This window comes from Microcoleus sp. w2-18bC1 (assembly GCF_036700365.1).
Lineage (GTDB): Bacteria > Cyanobacteriota > Cyanobacteriia > Cyanobacteriales > Microcoleaceae > Microcoleus.
Genome location: NZ_JAUBOS010000029.1, coordinates 1 through 16,627, shown reverse-complemented (window position 1 = coordinate 16,627; position 16,627 = coordinate 1). Strand labels below are relative to the sequence as shown.

16 protein-coding genes are annotated in these 16,627 nt (G+C 44.3%); 11 read left to right on the top strand and 5 right to left on the bottom strand.

All coding sequences use genetic code 11. From position 1 onward, the window contains the following. Nucleotides 1-250 precede the first annotated feature (250 nt). From QT979_RS16480 to QT979_RS16440, 9 genes are all read left to right on the top strand, one after another. The gene (locus QT979_RS16480) at nucleotides 251-1,288 is read left to right on the top strand and encodes an adenosine deaminase (RefSeq protein ID WP_333311060.1); all 1,038 of its coding nucleotides are present in this window, start codon (nucleotides 251-253) and stop codon (nucleotides 1,286-1,288) included. 249 nt (nucleotides 1,289-1,537) lie between these two features. Continuing rightward, nucleotides 1,538-2,842, top strand: coding sequence for an aspartate aminotransferase family protein (locus QT979_RS16475; RefSeq protein WP_333311058.1), 1,305 nt, complete (start codon nucleotides 1,538-1,540; stop codon nucleotides 2,840-2,842). Between the two features lie 302 nt (nucleotides 2,843-3,144). After that, complete coding sequence (locus QT979_RS16470; RefSeq protein WP_333311056.1) at nucleotides 3,145-4,632, top strand: TldD/PmbA family protein; 1,488 nt, start codon at nucleotides 3,145-3,147, stop codon at nucleotides 4,630-4,632. Between the two features lie 93 nt (nucleotides 4,633-4,725). Next, nucleotides 4,726-4,998, top strand: coding sequence for a DUF6883 domain-containing protein (locus QT979_RS16465; RefSeq protein ID WP_333212992.1), 273 nt, complete (start codon nucleotides 4,726-4,728; stop codon nucleotides 4,996-4,998). Next, nucleotides 4,988-5,239: a DUF4926 domain-containing protein gene (locus tag QT979_RS16460; protein WP_333144873.1), complete on the top strand. Its 252-nt coding sequence runs from the start codon at nucleotides 4,988-4,990 to the stop codon at nucleotides 5,237-5,239. The genes QT979_RS16465 and QT979_RS16460 overlap by 11 nt, the downstream gene beginning before the upstream one ends. Before the next feature lie 59 nt (nucleotides 5,240-5,298). Continuing rightward, nucleotides 5,299-6,645 carry a TldD/PmbA family protein gene (locus QT979_RS16455; protein ID WP_333311054.1) on the top strand — a complete coding sequence of 449 codons (1,347 nt, stop codon included), beginning with the start codon at nucleotides 5,299-5,301 and terminating at the stop codon, nucleotides 6,643-6,645. 303 nt (nucleotides 6,646-6,948) lie between these two features. Further along, nucleotides 6,949-8,073, top strand: a complete 1,125-nt coding sequence (locus QT979_RS16450; protein ID WP_333212994.1) for a THUMP domain-containing protein — start codon at nucleotides 6,949-6,951, stop codon at nucleotides 8,071-8,073. A 65-nt stretch (nucleotides 8,074-8,138) separates the two neighbouring features. Further along, nucleotides 8,139-8,990, top strand: a complete 852-nt coding sequence (yhdJ, locus tag QT979_RS16445) for an adenine-specific DNA-methyltransferase (protein ID WP_333212995.1) — start codon at nucleotides 8,139-8,141, stop codon at nucleotides 8,988-8,990. Nucleotides 8,991-8,995: 5 nt separating this feature from the next. Then, nucleotides 8,996-10,141 (top strand): restriction endonuclease, encoded by a 1,146-nt coding sequence (locus QT979_RS16440; protein WP_333311051.1) that lies wholly within the window; start codon nucleotides 8,996-8,998, stop codon nucleotides 10,139-10,141. 55 nt (nucleotides 10,142-10,196) lie between these two features. On the opposite strand, the gene hpxZ is transcribed toward QT979_RS16440, so the two are convergent. The 3 genes from hpxZ to QT979_RS16425 form a co-directional block, all read right to left on the bottom strand. Then, nucleotides 10,197-10,583 (bottom strand): oxalurate catabolism protein HpxZ, encoded by a 387-nt coding sequence (gene hpxZ / locus QT979_RS16435; protein WP_333311050.1) that lies wholly within the window; start codon nucleotides 10,581-10,583, stop codon nucleotides 10,197-10,199. A 238-nt stretch (nucleotides 10,584-10,821) separates the two neighbouring features. Beyond that, a complete protein-coding gene (locus QT979_RS16430) occupies nucleotides 10,822-11,241 on the bottom strand; it encodes a peptidylprolyl isomerase (RefSeq protein WP_332982885.1) in 420 nt (139 codons plus the stop codon). A 235-nt stretch (nucleotides 11,242-11,476) separates the two neighbouring features. Then, nucleotides 11,477-12,346 carry a prohibitin family protein gene (locus tag QT979_RS16425; protein WP_333215973.1) on the bottom strand — a complete coding sequence of 290 codons (870 nt, stop codon included), beginning with the start codon at nucleotides 12,344-12,346 and terminating at the stop codon, nucleotides 11,477-11,479. A 135-nt stretch (nucleotides 12,347-12,481) separates the two neighbouring features. Between QT979_RS16425 and QT979_RS16420 the strand changes: the two genes are divergently transcribed. Both QT979_RS16420 and QT979_RS16415 read left to right on the top strand, forming a co-directional pair. Beyond that, nucleotides 12,482-13,282 carry an RNA ligase family protein gene (locus QT979_RS16420; RefSeq protein WP_333311047.1) on the top strand — a complete coding sequence of 267 codons (801 nt, stop codon included), beginning with the start codon at nucleotides 12,482-12,484 and terminating at the stop codon, nucleotides 13,280-13,282. 120 nt (nucleotides 13,283-13,402) lie between these two features. Beyond that, nucleotides 13,403-14,563 (top strand): AAA family ATPase, encoded by a 1,161-nt coding sequence (locus QT979_RS16415; protein ID WP_333311046.1) that lies wholly within the window; start codon nucleotides 13,403-13,405, stop codon nucleotides 14,561-14,563. A gap of 34 nt (nucleotides 14,564-14,597) precedes the next feature. Here QT979_RS16415 and QT979_RS16410 read toward each other — a convergent pair whose 3' ends face one another. Both QT979_RS16410 and QT979_RS16405 read right to left on the bottom strand, forming a co-directional pair. Next, entirely contained in the window at nucleotides 14,598-15,278 is a 681-nt protein-coding gene (locus QT979_RS16410) for an HAD family hydrolase (RefSeq protein WP_333311044.1), read from the bottom strand. A gap of 342 nt (nucleotides 15,279-15,620) precedes the next feature. After that, the gene (locus QT979_RS16405) at nucleotides 15,621-16,475 is read right to left on the bottom strand and encodes a manganese catalase family protein (RefSeq protein ID WP_333311042.1); all 855 of its coding nucleotides are present in this window, start codon (nucleotides 16,473-16,475) and stop codon (nucleotides 15,621-15,623) included. Nucleotides 16,476-16,627 lie beyond the last annotated feature (152 nt).

Sequence of the window (16,627 nt, the reverse complement as noted above, 5' to 3'; positions counted from 1 at the left end):
GGGAGATCCCCATAGGGGGAGAATGGGAGAGGGGAGAATGAGAGAGGATTTGATGAGTTTTTATGGGAATCCAATGTGCAGCTTAAATGTGGAACAGTTGACCTGCTGGAGGTTGTTGGCTGGTATGTGGGAAAACCCGGTTTCTGACCACTGATGCGTATAGGACTAAATTACAAATTCTTCAATCCTTCAATTCTTCAATCCTTCAATTCTTTCAATCTAAAATCTAAAATCTAAAATCTAAAATCGCATGACTTTACACGCTGAGTTGCACCGCCATCTGGGTGGTTCTGTCGTTCCTAGGGTGCTGTGGCGGTATTTCGATCGCCACAATGCTGAGATGGTTAATCGATTTCAAGAATACTCGGAGTTTGAGGAGTTTTACACTCGTCCGCGCAATACTCTCAATGAGTATTTGGAACTGCACACGCTGGTAGAAAGCGTTCAAACTGTTGAGACGTTGCCTTATTTCATCTATCGGTTGATGCGGGGCGCTTACGTGTTTGAAAATCTGGCTTATTTGGAGTTGCGCTATACGCCTTATTTGCGGACTCCAGAACATTTGAATCAGTCAGAACGCATTGATTTGATGGCAGAAATTGTACAAGTTGTGGGCAAGGCAAGTCAAATTAGCGATTGTCCGATTGTTACTAGCCAAATTTTGTGTATGCACTCGCGTTTACCCTATGAGGTGAATCGGGCGATCGTAGATTTGGCGGCCGGGATGGGAGAATATGTTTGTGCGATCGATATAGCTGGCGGCGATGATTGTATAGGCGATCGTTTGGAGGAGTTTGTCGGATTGTACCAGTACGCGAGGTCGATCGGCATCAAAACTACCGGCCACCTCTACGAAACTACCTCTGGCTGTTATCCCGAACTTCTGCCCTATCTGATGCGTATCGGCCACGGGATTCAAATTCCGTTAAAATATCCCGAATTGCTGCCAGAAGTCGCGCGCAGGGGTCAATGCTTGGAGGTTTGCCCAACTACCTATCTCAAAACGGGGACGTTGCAAGATATGCGCGAATTGAAGATTGTGTTCGATCGATGTTTTGAAGCTGGTGTCGATATTGCCATTTGTACCGACAACGCGGGATTGCACAACGTGCGATTGCCTTTCGAGTACGAGAATTTGTTAACTTTGGATATCATTGATTTTCGGCAATTGCAAGCGTGTCAAGAGGCCGCTTTCCGCCATGCTTTCGCGTGGCCCTACGGGGAGCGGCCTGTGAAAATGCTGACCGGTTTGTTGCAGCATGAGTCTGTGGGGGCGATCGTTAATTAAAGAATATCTATTTAATGAACCGCGCAGGCGCGAAGGAAAAGAAAGAGGAACATAGGCAGATGTTTTCAGGTAAAAACTCTACTTGTAAATGAGAAAAACCTCTTTCTTCTCTTCCTTCGCGCTCTTTGCGTCTTCGCGGTTCGTTTAAAAAAGATATTTGTAAAATTATAATAAGCGTCTGGCGATCGGCGATCGGTAGCAAGTTATAGTTTGAAGGCAGAATCATCAATATAAAAAGATAAAAAAAAGATGACAAATATGGACGCTTACTGGATGCCCTTCACTGCCAACCGACAGTTTAAAGCGAATCCCCGAATATTGGTTTCGGCAAAAGATATGCACTTTACAAGCGATGATAACCGCTCAATTTTAGATGGTACTGCGGGGCTGTGGTGCGTGAATGCAGGACACGCCCGCGAGACAATTGCCGAAGCAGTTAAACAGCAGGTTTTGCGTTTGGATTACTCCCCGGCTTTTCAGATGGGACATCCGGGCGCTTTTGAATTAGCGGAACGTTTGGTAAAGATGATTCCGGGCAATTTCGATCGCGTTTTCTTTACTAATTCGGGTTCGGAATCTGTAGAAACTGCTTTGAAGATTGCAATTGCTTATCACCGGGTGAAAGGTGAAGGAACTCGCCAACGATTAATCGGTAGGGAACGCGGCTATCACGGCGTTGGTTTCGGGGGAATTTCTGTCGGCGGTATCGGTACAAACCGCAAGTTTTTTGGCAGTTTGCTCACGGGAGTCGATCATTTGCCTCACACTCACAATCTCGAACACAATGCTTTCAGCCGCAAACAACCGGAATGGGGAGCGCATTTGGCGGATGAATTGGAGCGGATTGTCGCTTTGCACGATGCGTCTAATATTGCAGCGGTAATTGTGGAACCAGTGGCTGGTTCTACGGGGGTTTTGATTCCGCCGAAAGGTTATTTGGAGCGACTGCGGGCGATTTGCGACAAATACGGAATTCTGCTGATTTTTGATGAGGTAATTACCGGATTCGGGCGGCTAGGCTCTAGTTTTGCAACGGAATATTTTGGGGTGGTTCCCGATATTGTGACGGCGGCAAAAGGGATAACTAACGGTACGGTGCCGATGGGGGCGGTGTTTGTGAAAGAGGGGATTTATGATGCTTTTATGAATGCTCCTGAAAATGCGATCGAGCTTTTTCACGGTTATACTTATTCTGGTCATCCTCTGGCTTGTGCGGCTGCTTTGGCGACCCTGGATATTTATGAGGAAGAAAGGCTGTTTGAACGAGCCGATAAGATGGCTGGTTACTGGGAAGATGCGGTGCATTCTTTGAAGGGGGTGCGGCACGTAATTGATGTTCGGAATTTGGGACTGGTGGCGGGTATTGAGTTGGAATCTATTGCTGGGAAGCCGGGGAAACGGGCTTTTGATTGTTTCTTGCAGTGCTATGAAAAAGGGTTGTTAATTCGGACTACGGGTGATATTATTGCTTTGTCGCCACCGCTGATTATTGAGAAGGAACATATCGATCGCATTGTGGAAATTTTGACAGGGGTTTTGCAGGAAATGGAGTAGGATTTAATGAACCGCGAAGGCGCGAAGGACGCGAAGGAAGAAGAGAAAGAAGAAGATGTCTTAGGTAATAATTATACTTAGAAATGACATCAAATTCGTTGGTATCGGAATTATTTATCTCTCTCTTTTCTTCCTCTGCGGTCTCTGCGGTCTCTGCGGTTTAATCATTCCGAAACAACCGTAAACGATATGATAAAGACCTCTCTCTTTACTTCCTTCGCGCTCTTTGCGTCTTCGCGGTTCGTTCAAAAAATTAAAAAGCGCTATAATAATTGACAACTAACGACGAATGACGAATAACTATGGTGCAATTAACTGCAAAAATCTCTGCTAACGAGTTAGCAAATTTGGCTGTAGATTTGATTCGGAAAACAGGTTGCGAGTACGGTGATGTGCGTTTTTGCACTTATCGAAGGCAGAATCTTTACGCGCGCGATCGATCTTTAAGTCAACTGTCAGATAATGTAAGTTCCGGTTTTGGCGTGCGAGTGCTTCTAGACGGCGCTTGGGGGTTTGCCGCCAGTCACAGCAAAACACCCGCAGAGGTTGCAAGAATAGTCGCTTTGGCTGTAGAAATCGCGAAAGGCAGCCGATTAACTCAAAAGGAACCGGTGCGGTTGGTGCCTGTCGAAAAATATGTCGATACCTACATTACTCCGATCGCAATTGACCCTTTTTCTGTACCCGTTGCTGATAAAGCGGAACTGCTGCTAACTATCAACGAGAAGCTACTAGCACACGGCGCACAAGGCATCAAAAAAGCTTCTTCTTTTTTGCAGTTCAGCTGCGAAGACAAGGTTTTTGCTTCCACAGAAGGCTCGCTAATCGAACAAACAATCTACCGCAGCTATCCGGGTTTTAGCTGTACAGCAATTGCGGGTGGCGATGCCCAAAGTCGCAGTTACGATCGCCCGCCGCTAAATATCGGTTACGAACATATTAATCCCGATGATTTGTTGAGTCAAGTCGAAAGAGTTGCCGCCGAAGCTATTGAAAAAGTCAGCGCTCCAAAAGTCCCGGCTGGTATTTGCAAATCCCTGATTCTTAAGCCGACAAATTTGTTCTTAACTATTCACGAATCGGTCGGACATCCAACTGAATTAGACCGGGTTTACGGCTACGAATCTAATTTTGCTGGCACGAGCTTTGCTACTACTGATAATTTAAATAAACTGCAATACGCTGCACCTTGGGTGAACTTTAAGTGCGATCGCACTCAACCGGGCGGCCGCGGTACAATGGGTTACGATGATGAGGGCGTAAAATCACAAGAGTGGTACGTTGTCAAGGATGGAATTTTAGTTGATTATCTCACTGACAGAGAGACGGCTTATCGCCTCGGACGTGCCAGCAGCAACGGTTCTGCTTACGCTGACAGTTGGTCGAGCGTGCCGATGGTGAGAATTCCCAATTTGGGATTGGAACCGGGCCCGGATGGCGGCAGCCATACTGCTACTTTGGCAGAGATGATTGCTGATACCGAAGACGGGATTTTAATCGACGGTATGGGTAGTTATTCGATTGACCAGCAGCGGCGCAATTTTCAATTCGGCGGCGATGCTTTTTGGAAGGTAGAAAAAGGTAAAGTTGTCGGTATGTTGAAGGATGTAACTTATCAGGCGATGACTACTGATTTCTGGAATCAAATAGATGCGATCGGGCCAGCTTCGGAACTGGTTCAATGCGGTACGAATATGTGCGGAAAGGGCGAGCCGATGCAGGTTGCTCAAATGACTCACGCTTGTGTGCCGGTGCGAGTGAGGGATATTCAAATTGGGGGAAATTCTTAATTAGATTGTAGGTTTTTAATGTGAAAATTCCAGCGGATGCTATCATACCCGAAGCAAAGTTGACGCGCTATTTACTTGTTCCCAAAGCACAAGATGACAAGTCAAAATTTCTCGCTCAAGGAAGGGGGTTTTAGTCAAGATAACCCAGAAGCTTTGTTAGGAGCCATCCAGTTTTTGATAGCGTCGGCTGAGGCAGTAGAAAATGGTGCTAATGAATTCGGAAAGTTCTTTCGCGCCGAAGGTGAGTTGCGAGGGGCTAATGGACGTAATTTAGCAGTTGTTACAATTTGGTTGCAGTGGCAAATTGACGGAACTTTTCATTTTATTACTCTCAAGCCAAAAAAGGAGTCTCGACGTGAAACTTGAACTTTACCAGCGTGTAGCATTGTGTCGGGATATGCCGCTATATCAGCTCAAAAAAGGTGATGTAGCCATGCTAGTCGATCGCGTACCTCATCCAAGGGAAGGCGAAGATGATGGCTGCGTTCTAGAAATATTTAATGCTTTAGGAGAATCGATTTTAGTTGTGGCTGTTTCTCCTTCAGATGTGGAACCTCTGCGAGCAGATGAAGTGTTAGCAGTACGCTCTTTAGTACAGGCGAGTTAACCGTAGTATTGCGGGTAAACCTATTTTCAAATACAACAAATATTCCGGAACTTTAGCTTATGCTCGTAACAACATCGCCCGCACTTTTAAGTGAAGACCAAGCCTTATCTTTACTAGAAAAAGCAGTCAAACTATCCAAAGCAGAGGAAGTATTTGTCAGTCTCTCTACTGGCGAGGAATCTCTTTCGAGATTCTCGGAAAATCAAATCAGCCAAAATATCAGCAAAACTGTATTTAACCTGAGCATTACTAGCTATTTCGGCAACAAAAGCGCCTCTGCTGCTGTTACAGAATTTGATGAAGATGCGATCGCCTCCGCAGTCAAGCGATCGGAAGAATTGGCCCGAATTGCGCCGGTAGACCCCGAATGGATGCCGCTGCTGCCACCTCAAACCTACGATTTGCCCTCGCCCGCCTTCGACGCAGCAACGGCAACTGTATCGCCTCTAGCGCGGGCAGAAATGGTGCAGCAAGCTTGCGCCATTGCCGGACAGGGGGGCGCTCATGGTTCGGGCACTTTGAGCGCTGATGTGTGGCTGTATGCGATCGCCTCGTCAACCGGACTCCGCGCCTGCAACCAATCTACAGAGGCAGATTTCAGCTTTACTGCTCGCATTGACAACGGTTCTAGCTGGACTCAGAGCACTGCTTGGAGTATCAACGAATTGCCGATCGCCCAATTAGCAGAACAAGTGCTCGATCGGGCGATCGCATCCCGCAACCCCCGCGAAGTCACTCCCGGCATTTATCCTGTAATCTTTGACGGTGCTGCTTTTGCGGATTTGCTACCGTGGGTAATTTGGAGTTTGGATGCGAGGGCGGCGGATGAGGGGCGATCGTTTATGTCGATCGCCGATGCAGAGGGAAAACCAGCGGGAAACCGCGCGGGGGAACAAATTTTCAGCCCGTTAGTGCAAGTGCAGCGCGATCCGGCTCATCCTTTGTTGCGATCTAATACTTTTTTCGGCGACGGATTGAGCAATAACTATTTGGAAATCATCAAAGATGGCGTCCCTCAAAGTTTGTCTTATTCCCGCTACTGGGCCGCACAAAAAGGCAAAGAGGCGAAAGGTGCTTATTACCCGATCGTAATGACAGGTTCCGACCAAAGTTTAGCAGATTTAATTGCTCAAACCGAGCGAGGAATTTTCGTCAGTCGAGCTTGGTACGTGCGCTACGTTAATCCGAAAACATTGGAAGTAACGGGAATGACTCGCGACGGTACTTTTTGGATTGAGGATGGCAAAATTGCTTACCCGATTAAAAACCTGCGTTTCAATCAAGTTTTACCTGATATGTTGCGCGATGTGGATGCAGTTAGTGCGGTGAAGCGTTACGGCGGTAGTGTCGTGCCCGGAGTGCGCGTGAAAGCTTTTAATTTCACGAGTATTACTGACAGTTTGTGACTTGCAAGGGTGAGGTTCGCGGAAACCCACCCGGAGGAGTAAGAATTATTCATATCTCTCTTCTCTTCATCTGCGTTTATCCGCGTCCATCCATTGTCATCTGCGGTTCAGAAATTCTCTTCTTTTAACCGCAGATGAGGGCAGATAAACACAGATTAACGCAGATTAATTAGATCAATTCCGGTTGCAACGTCCCTGATTGTTGACTGTTGACTCGATTTTACAATTCCGATGGTACCGGATTTGATATAATTTAGGGCGATCGATAAAAACCAATTCCCAATTACCAATTACCAATTATCAATGAATCAATATTTTGCTACAGTTGCGCGCGGTTTAGAAACTATTGCCGCCCAAGAATTAGAACGTTTAGGGGCGCAGGATGTTAAGCCAGATTTTACAGGGGTTTACTTTGCGGGCGATCGGGCTTTATTATACCGCGTCAATCTTTGGTCGAGAACAATTTTTAGAGTGCTAATGCCGATCGCCGAATTCCGGTGTTACAACTCGGATATGCTCTACCGCGAAGTGCAGAAAATCCCTTGGGACGAATACTTATATCCCGACAATACTTTAGCAGTAAATTGCACCGGTGGCAACGAAAACTTGAACCACACTCACTTTACAGCTTTGCAGGTCAAAAATGCGATCGCCGACCAACAGCGCCTGCAATTTAACAAGCGTTCTAATGTTGATGTAGAGCATCCAGATTTGCTAATTAACCTTCACATTCATCAAGATAGAGCTATTTTAAGTTTAGACAGTTCTGGCGGCAGTTTGCACCGCCGGGGATATCGACCGGCGATGGGGCTTGCTCCCCTCAAAGAAACCCTAGCTGCGGCTTTGTTGGAGATGGCAGAATGGACGCCAGATTTGCCGTTTTTAGACCCGATGTGCGGTTCTGGAACTTTGCCTTTGGAAGCGACTTTAAAGGGCTTGAATATTGCACCGGGATTGTTTCGAGAAAAGTTTGGATTTATGAGTTGGCGGGATTTTGATGAACCTTTGTGGGATAAATTGTGGGCCGAAGCGGAAAACAGCGAATTACCGGAACTTAAAGAGGTGATTGCAGGGTGCGATCGCGATTCCGATATGTTAACTCAAGCTCGCACGAACGCGCAGCAAGCTGGTATTTCCGGTAAGATTCAGTTTGCTCAAACCGAGCTATCTCAGTTGGAAGCACCCGCAGACAGAGGCGTTCTGATTTGCAATCCTCCCTACGGAGAGCGCCTGGGAGATGCTAGCGAATTGGGAGATTTGTACAAGATGTTGGGGGATATTTTCAAGAATCGTTTTAAAGGTTGGAATGCCTTTATTTTGACTGGAAATAAGGAGTTGGGTAAAAAAGTTGGGCTGAGAACATCGCGGCGAATTCCGGTTTTTAATGGCTCGATTCCGTGTACTTTACTCAAATATGAACTGTATTAAATGTTTATAGAACATATCTGACTAAACTTGACAATAGCCAATATTAATTGAAGAGGCTAGGCTAAATGAAAATCTTTAAAATTGACGACCACAAACTCATCTTAGGAGATGTGTTAGAAGTGCTTGGCAGTGAAATCCCAGACAACTCAATCGATTTAATTTTTGCCGATCCTCCCTATAATATTGGCAAAGATTTCAATGGTTTTAAAGACACGTGGGAATTTGAAAACGATTATTTAGAATGGAGTTATAGTTGGTTAAACTTATGTGTTAACAAGCTCAAGCATAACGGCAGTTTGTATCTAATGGCGTCAACTCAAAGTATGCCCTACTTTGATTTATATTTGCGCGATCGTTTAACAATCCTTTCTCGAATAGTGTGGTATTATGACAGTTCGGGAGTACAAGCCAAAAAATATTACGGTTCTCTGTACGAACCAATTTTATATTGCGTCAAGGACAAACGAAATTATACATTTAATTCCTCAGATATTCTGGTAGAGGCAAAAACCGGAGCTGTTAGAAAACTAATTGACTACCGCAAGGCTACACCATCAGTATATAATTCTAAAAAAGTTCCCGGTAATGTCTGGGAGTTTCCGCGAGTTAGATATCGTATGCCTGAGTATGAGGAACATCCTACTCAGAAACCAACATCTTTGTTAGAAAGAATTATCAAAGCTAGTAGTAATGAGGGCGACGTTGTACTAGATATATTTTCCGGAACTTTTACAACATCATTTGTTGCCAAGCAGCTTAACAGAAAGTCAATCGGCATAGAATTACAAGAAAAATATCTACAAATAGGATTGCGGAGGTTGCAAATTACTCCGGATGAGAGTGAAGAGAATCTGATGTCTGAAGTCAACTCCGGTGAAGTTTCGCCACAGCAGCTAACACTCAACTTACAACTCTAATAAAAATGGAACATGAATTTACAAAAATAATTAAGACAATTTTAGAGGATAAGTTGGGCGAGGTGGGGGATCAAATCTTCGATGAAAGCCAGCTAATTTCATATTTGAATATCAAGACTAAATCTTCAAATAAAGGCTCAAAATCAAGAGGAAGTTTTGCCAACTTATACGCAATATATGTTTTAGTTGAAGATTATTTGGTGAAAAATTTTCATCAGACAGGAATGTATTCAGATTATGAAGGTGCAGTTTATACGAATCTTTTTAAGAGACAGCGTGAATTACCATTCGGGAAAAAGCTTCAAAATCATGGCTTGAACCATAGGATGAATGAAGAATTTAAAAGATATTTTCCCACTTGTGAGTACATCCCAATTTTGAGAAATCAGAAAAATAACAGGTATTGGTTTAACGAAAATTTATTAAAAGTCAAAATCAATGAGAATGAACACAATATAGCAGAAACAGTAATCCACATAATTGATGCTTACGTTGAAGCTAAGAGAGATAGCTTTGAAAAGTTTATTCAAATTTGTAAAGATGCTCAAAGATTGACAGAGGCTCAAGTCAGAGAATTTATAAAACAAATGGTAGCGCCAAATGTAGATGCTCGAATTTTCGAGATAGTCAGCTACAGTATATTAAAATACTACTACAATGACCGAGTTATTTATTGGGGTTATGCACTAGACAGACTCCAGCAAGAAAATTTAAAGCTGTTTAAAACAGGTAGGACAAATGCTAATGATGGGGGAATTGACTTTGTAATGAAACCGCTAGGACGTTTTTTTCAGGTGACTGAAACTGTAGATGTAAATAAATATTTCCTAGACATTGATAAAATTGAAAAGTATCCGATAACATTTGTAGTTAAATCTTTAGATTCAGATAGTGAAATTAAATCAAAGATTGAAGCACAAGCTCGAAAGCTCTATTCCATAAATGCTATAGTATCTCAGTACATGGAATGTATAGAAGAAATAATCAATGTTCCTATTCTGATAGAAAGATTTGAACAAGCTGTTGCCAAAGGGTACTTAAGCAATATATTGAGCGAGATTATTAAGCAGAGCAGATTAGAATTTAATTATGAAGATCAGGAAGAAAGTCGGGAAATTGAATTATTAGACGTTGCTCTAGAGGATGAATGATTTAGTCATAAAGTCCGCCTGCTTTAGACAATTATTGTTTCCTTGCCTTTAACATCTACACCGGCAAAAAAGAAACGTGAGCGGAAACAATCTTCCACCCTTGAGGAAACTTCCGCCACATCTGAGTCTGCCGCCCCAGCCGCACCACTCCATCCATTACACGGCGAAATTCCAGCGTCACAGCCGCCGTGTCTGCATCGAAAGTCACGACTTTCAGGTTGAACATTTCTCGATCGACATTTACAGGCGATCGTCCTTTGCGAAAAGCCCTCACCTCCTCGCTCCCGTAGAGGTTCTCCGTTACCCCAAACCGCACGACTTCCGGCGCATCCCAGAACAAATTATCGAGAGTTTCAATATCATTCGTACAAAGAGCTTTTTCGTATTTTAAATATAGTTCAGTTAACTCAGCCACCACAGCAGAATCATTGATAACAGTCATTCGATTTTAGATTTTAGATTTTAGATTTTAGATTGACACCACGGATAAATCCGGGGGCTTGAGGATGCAAGGATTTTGGATTTTGGATTGATTCCACGGATAAATCACGTGGCGGGTACCATCAAGAAATTATTGGTCATAAATTATAAATTATAGATTTTAAAACTCTTAACTTTCACACGTTTTGTTTGCAATAAGGACTAAATTCCTTATTGCAAACGCCACTAATTAGAGGAAATTAATGCTCAATTTTGAGCGAAATAATTTTGTCACCTTGGCGGATAGCATTGACGACAGACATATCCTCAGTTTTGCCAAAAGTTGTGTGAACTCCATCTAGATGAGACTGGGGAGAATGGCAAATAAAGAATTGGCTGCCACCCGTATCTTTACCTGCGTGAGCCATCGATAAAGTTCCTGCCAAATGTTTGTTGGAGTTGATTTCGCACTTGATTTTGTAGCCGGGGCCGCCAGTTCCATTACCTTTTGGACAGCCACCTTGAATCATAAAGTTAGGAATGACTCGGTGAAAGGCCAATCCATCGTAAAAACCTTTTTCCGCCAAGTCAACAAAATTCTTCACTGTGTTAGGCGCATCCGCATCAAACAATTCCAAATTGATTGTGCCTTTGTCGGTTTCCATAATAGCGCGGGTCATGATTTTTCCTTGCTTCCTAAAATGAGTGTGTTGCCTGCGTGTTAATTGCGGACTTCGCTTTTATAGCGACAGATTCAAACTGTCGTTATATTGTGGCTTTCAGAAGTGTAGCATATTCCGGCAACTCTCATAGGACTTATGTGTGCTTTCTGAGGAAACCCGGTTTATTGCGAGATTTCTGGTTAGCAAACCCAATATTTTCTGAGACACCGGGTTTGTTACCTTCTGTCATATTTTAATTGTTGGTCACTTGCGGGCGATCGGGTTCTTCCTGAATATCGTTCATATTAAAAATGAAAGGAACCCGACTCGAACCTGCCCCCATAACCAGCACTTTTGGCATTTGAGCCCCGCCGCTTCTCCAAGCTTCGATCGCCTCTTTTTGCAGCACTAAATCGCCGCCCTGAGCCTTCAAAGTTTCAGCCAAAAGTCTTTGAGCTTCAGCTCTACCTTGAGCACGGTTAATGTCAGCTTGAGCCTGTTGTTCTGCTTCCTGAGCCACATAAACAGCCCTTTGCGCTCGCTGTTCAGCAACCTGTTTCTCCTCAACCGCTTTCGCAAAATCTGTGGAAAATCGAATGTTAACAACGCTCGTATCGAGTACGATTACATCATACTTTGATAGCCTTTCTTTTAGCGCAGTATCAAAGTCTCGCTTCAGTTCACTTCTTTGAGTAATAGATTGTTCGGCAGTTCTCAGTGCAGCCGCTGTTTTAAATGCTTCTTGCGTCTGAGGAGCAATAATTTTTGACACTATATTCTCCAAAGTTCCTTGAGTCCTTCGGACATCAACTATTTTCTCAGGGTCGAGGCGAAAATTGATCGCAAAACTAGCATTTAAATCCTGAAGGTCTTTAGTAGCACTCTGGGCGGGAACTTCAAATTTTTGCACTGTTACATCGTACACATCTACCTTGGATATTAGCGGGGGTCTGAGGTGAAACCCCTCTAACAATGCTCCATCTGTGGCTTTTCCTAAAACACTGACTACCCCTGCTTCGCCTGGATTAATGACGACAAAAGAGTTTAAACCGATGAGTAGCGCGCCTACTAATAGAACCCCAGCGATTGCTGATGATATGCTCTGGAAATTTTGAGTTTTCAACTTACACGCTCCTTTGTGCTCATTCCATTATAATGGTTAAATAGATTGGGGTGCATCTAAATTCTAAAATCTAAAATTATAATCTAAAATGGATGGGGTTGCCTCTGAAATATCCAATCTACAATGGATGGGCTAATGCTCAAAATTGTTAAATATCCTAGAACTTATCATATCGAAGGTTCGCGTTTCCAACCGGGTGATGAAGACCTCGACAGCGTGCCATTTAGCGCCCTGAGCGATCGCCCGACAGTGATTGAAGAAAAGGTAGACGGCGCTAATACAGGCATCAGCTTTGCACCAGATGGACAAATGCTGCTGCAAAGTCGCGGCCACTATCTCACCGGCGGGCCGAGGGAAAAACATTTTAACTTATTCAAACAGTGGGCTTTTAGTCTCAGCGGAGCCCTGGGAGAAGTGCTGGGAAATCGCTACATTCTTTACGGCGAATGGCTGTATGCCAAACACACTGTTTTTTATGATTTTTTGCCACACTATTTTATGGAATACGATGTGCTGGACTTAGAAACCCGTCAATTTCTGAGTACAGAATCCCGGCGCAAGTTGTTAAGTGGACTGCCGTTAGTGTCCGTTCCCGTGCTGTTTTCTGGAGTGCTGACATCTCCCAAGCACATGATGCAGTTTATGGGAAAATCTAATTTTATTCAATCCGGACATTTGGAACGGTTGCATTGGTACTGCGGGGAATTGGGATTAGATGAAGAACGATGCTTGAAAGAGACTGACAAAAGCGAGATTATGGAGGGGCTGTACCTTAAAGTAGAAGAAGATGGCATAGTAAAGGCGCGTTACAAGTACGTGCGTGCCAGTTTTTTGACTGCTATTAAAAATGCCGAAGGACATTGGCTCAATCGCCCAATTATACCAAATATTCTGCGTCCCGGTGCAGATTTATTTAATTTCACAGGGCTTATGTAATAGCTATTATAAAAATCTGCGGTTAAAAGCGCTAATACTCAAATTTTCGTCCCTCTCGAACAAACTAAAAAATAAAGGTGCTAATTTCACACCTTACCATATTAACAAACAGGTGAAGCCATGACTGCTGTATTATCACAATCCCCAACTTGGACTTTTCCCTTTTGTCCCGAACCCCCCGATTGGTTCCTGGATTGGGACAGCATTCAAAATCATTTCCATTGGATTCAAAACTTAAAAGGCTGTCAGCAAGACCCGATTTACCACGCCGAAGGAGACGTTTTAATTCATACCAAAATGGTCTGCGAAGCATTAATCTCATCCCCAAATTGGCGTCAATTACCCGTGCAAGAACGATCGATACTTTTTGTCGCCGCTTTGCTGCATGATGTCGCCAAACCAGCCTTTACAAAAATAGAAGCCGACGGCAGAATTAGCTCAAAAGGTCACGCCCGCCAAGGTGCGAGAATGGTCAGACAAATTTTATCTCAATTCGACCCACCTGTGCAGTTTGAGATTCGCGAAACAGTGGTGGCGATCGTCCAATTCGGCAGTTTACCCATCTGGCTAATCGACAAACCCAACCCCCAACAGTCTGTAATTAAAGTCAGTCAAGTTGTCCGCTGCGATTTCCTCGCACTTTTAGCCGAAGCAGACGTGCGCGGCCGCCACTGCGCCGACAGACAAGAACTGCTTGATAAAATAGAACTATTTCGGGAGTTTTGTCAAGAAAATAATTGTTTGGATGCTCCTCGACAATTCCCCTCAGCACACAGCCGATTTATCTACTTCCGCAAAGACAACGGCAACCCCGATGCTGAAATGTTTGACGATACAAAATGCGAAGTTGTTTTGATGTCGGGTTTGCCCGGAAGTGGCAAAGATTATTGGATTAGAGAAAACCTGCCCAATTTGCCTATAATTTCTTTAGATGCGCTGAGGTTGGAGATGAATATATCGCCGGAAAAAAACCAAAGTGATGTTGTAGAGAAAGCAAAACAAAGAGCTAAGGAATATTTGCGATCGGGAACTTCTTTTGTGTGGAACGCCACGAATACAACCAAACAAATGCGGCAGCAATTAATTGATTTGTTTGCTGCTTACAAAGCGCGTATTCGCATTGTTTACATCGAAGTACCGATCGCAGAAATACAGGAGCGCAACCGTTCCCGCACTGCCCCAGTCCCAGAAGCAGTGATTCAAAAATTAGCCGATCGCCTGGATATTCCAGATATCACAGAAGCGCATCAGGTAGAGTGGATTGTAAGCGATCGCGCTTAATAGTGGCAATCCACCCGCTAGCGCCCGTATTACTTCAACGCGCTACTAATTCCTTTTTCCCTAAAATAGAATCGTCATAATGCGCCAACAAATCAGCAGGGTGATCGTAAATTTCCGCAGCATTTGCCAGCGAAGCATCATCGAAACCTCCGCACCGAAAAGCAATTACTGGCACCCCGCACTTGCCCGCAGCTTCGATATCGTAAGGAGTATCAGCTAACATCACAGTCTGACTCGCTTCCATCTGCAATTTTCTCAAAGCAGCTTCCACAATATCCGGTTCCGGTTTAGAAGCTTCCGCATCGCTAGATGTCGCCGCTTGATCCAATAAATCCTCAACTTGTGCAGCTTTCAGCAAACCGGAAAGTTCTTCAGTGGTGGCTGAAGTAGCAATAATTAACCGCAATCCTTCTTTCTGCATTTTTAACACCAAATCCCGCGAACCGGGGGTTGGTGAAAGATCGGGAGAAAAGCGGTTAATAATCAGTTCTTTGCGCCGCTGTGCAATCTTTTCCCCGTCGCCTGCTTCGTCGGAAAGTCCTGATACCATTTTGGGTATAACTTTGTCGCCTCCCATCCCAATTAGCGGGCGAACTTTCTCGAACGGCACCTCGTAGCCGTAAGCCGCAAATGCCTCTACCCAAGCTTGAGCGTGGGCGTCATTGCTGAGCGTCAGAGTACCGTCAATATCGAGAATTACTGCTTGCAATTGCATAAGTTATTTGCTCTTACTTATTAGACTTCTTGCCAAAACCTGATTTGTACTAAAAACTTCACTTTTTAACTAATTAATTAGCCAATCAGCGAATAAACTTCTTACTACTAACCTGTGGTTAGTAGTAAGAAGTTTAGTTTTTTCTGAGGTTAGTAATAAGGACGTTAGTCCTTAATTACTTAATTAGTCAATCGGGGACTGAGAACCTTACTATAGCGGTTCTCAAGCGTCGTGAGGTATGCCCTATGCCCTATGCCCTATGCCCTATGCCCTATGCCCTATGCCCTATGCACGTCGGGTACCTCATGTTACTGAGAAAGGCTATATTAACTTTTTGATTGCCTATTTCATGCCACTGGCGTGCAATTTTGGTTCGGGCGGCGGCGGTACTGGTTCTGGCCCTAACGGTTGGGGATTGGCTACATATTCAAACTCGCCTTTGCCGTCCATTGATTTGCCTTTCGCCCAGCGTCCCTCGCTACTTTCGGAACCTTCAGAATGATTCCAAAACTGATAAGCAAATTCTGATTTTTCCAACTTCTGCGGGAAGGAACTCGGAACGGGTGTTGTTTCCATTCCCGAACTTTCTAAATCTTCGATCGCCGCCAGCCACAAATTTTGGTGCATCGTGTCGCGGGCGATCATAAAACTCAGGGTGTCTTTCACGCCCGGATCGTCTGACATTTCATACATCCGCACAGCCTGCAATCTTCCTTGCGATTCGGCGTGCAAATTCGAGCGAAAATCTGCTAAAAGATTGCCGCTAGCAACGATATAACGGCCGTTCCAGGGATACCCTACGCTGTCGCTAGGAAGTGCGCCCAAACCCGATACAATTGCGTGCTGCGGATTCATGCTGGCGGCGATCGCATCTCGCGGGCTGTTTCCACCCATCACAGCACCCACCACAGCATCCTTGAAACCATCTTCTTGCATAGATACAGGAGCTTTATCTAACAAGTGAGCAATCATAGTTGCTAACATCTCGATATGCCCGATTTCTTCTGTACCGACATCAAGCAACATATCGCGATATTTGGCTGGGCCTCGGCAGTTCCAACCTTGAAATAGATACTGCATCATCACAGTCATTTCGCCAAATGTACCGCCAATTAGTTCTTGTATTTTCTTGGCGTAAACGGCATCTGGCTTTTCTGGTCTTTTGTAATACTGTAGTGGCTTCTTATGGTAAAACATGGGGAATTCCTCCCAGGGTGTTTTGAACAAGTTTCATTATTTGTAACGCTGCCACCGATGGAGGGGAATCAGCTTTTAGGAATGAAAAATAAATAACTTAATGAATTACTCAGGTTGGGGTACGGCTCGATAATTCCATTTGGGCAAATATT

Bases quoted from the DNA above. Each gene is read 5' to 3' on its own strand.
- QT979_RS16480 (WP_333311060.1), top strand. From the start codon at position 251: ATGACTTTACACGCTGAGTTGCACCGCCATCTGGGTGGTTCTGTCGTT.
- QT979_RS16475 (WP_333311058.1), top strand. From the start codon at position 1,538: ATGACAAATATGGACGCTTACTGGATGCCCTTCACTGCCAACCGACAG.
- QT979_RS16470 (WP_333311056.1), top strand. From the start codon at position 3,145: ATGGTGCAATTAACTGCAAAAATCTCTGCTAACGAGTTAGCAAATTTG.
- QT979_RS16465 (WP_333212992.1), top strand. From the start codon at position 4,726: ATGACAAGTCAAAATTTCTCGCTCAAGGAAGGGGGTTTTAGTCAAGAT.
- QT979_RS16455 (WP_333311054.1), top strand. From the start codon at position 5,299: ATGCTCGTAACAACATCGCCCGCACTTTTAAGTGAAGACCAAGCCTTA.
- QT979_RS16450 (WP_333212994.1), top strand. From the start codon at position 6,949: ATGAATCAATATTTTGCTACAGTTGCGCGCGGTTTAGAAACTATTGCC.
- yhdJ (WP_333212995.1), top strand. From the start codon at position 8,139: ATGAAAATCTTTAAAATTGACGACCACAAACTCATCTTAGGAGATGTG.
- QT979_RS16440 (WP_333311051.1), top strand. From the start codon at position 8,996: ATGGAACATGAATTTACAAAAATAATTAAGACAATTTTAGAGGATAAG.
- hpxZ (WP_333311050.1), bottom strand. From the start codon at position 10,583: ATGACTGTTATCAATGATTCTGCTGTGGTGGCTGAGTTAACTGAACTA.
- QT979_RS16430 (WP_332982885.1), bottom strand. From the start codon at position 11,241: ATGACCCGCGCTATTATGGAAACCGACAAAGGCACAATCAATTTGGAA.
- QT979_RS16420 (WP_333311047.1), top strand. From the start codon at position 12,482: ATGCTCAAAATTGTTAAATATCCTAGAACTTATCATATCGAAGGTTCG.
- QT979_RS16415 (WP_333311046.1), top strand. From the start codon at position 13,403: ATGACTGCTGTATTATCACAATCCCCAACTTGGACTTTTCCCTTTTGT.
- QT979_RS16410 (WP_333311044.1), bottom strand. From the start codon at position 15,278: ATGCAATTGCAAGCAGTAATTCTCGATATTGACGGTACTCTGACGCTC.
- QT979_RS16405 (WP_333311042.1), bottom strand. From the start codon at position 16,475: ATGTTTTACCATAAGAAGCCACTACAGTATTACAAAAGACCAGAAAAG.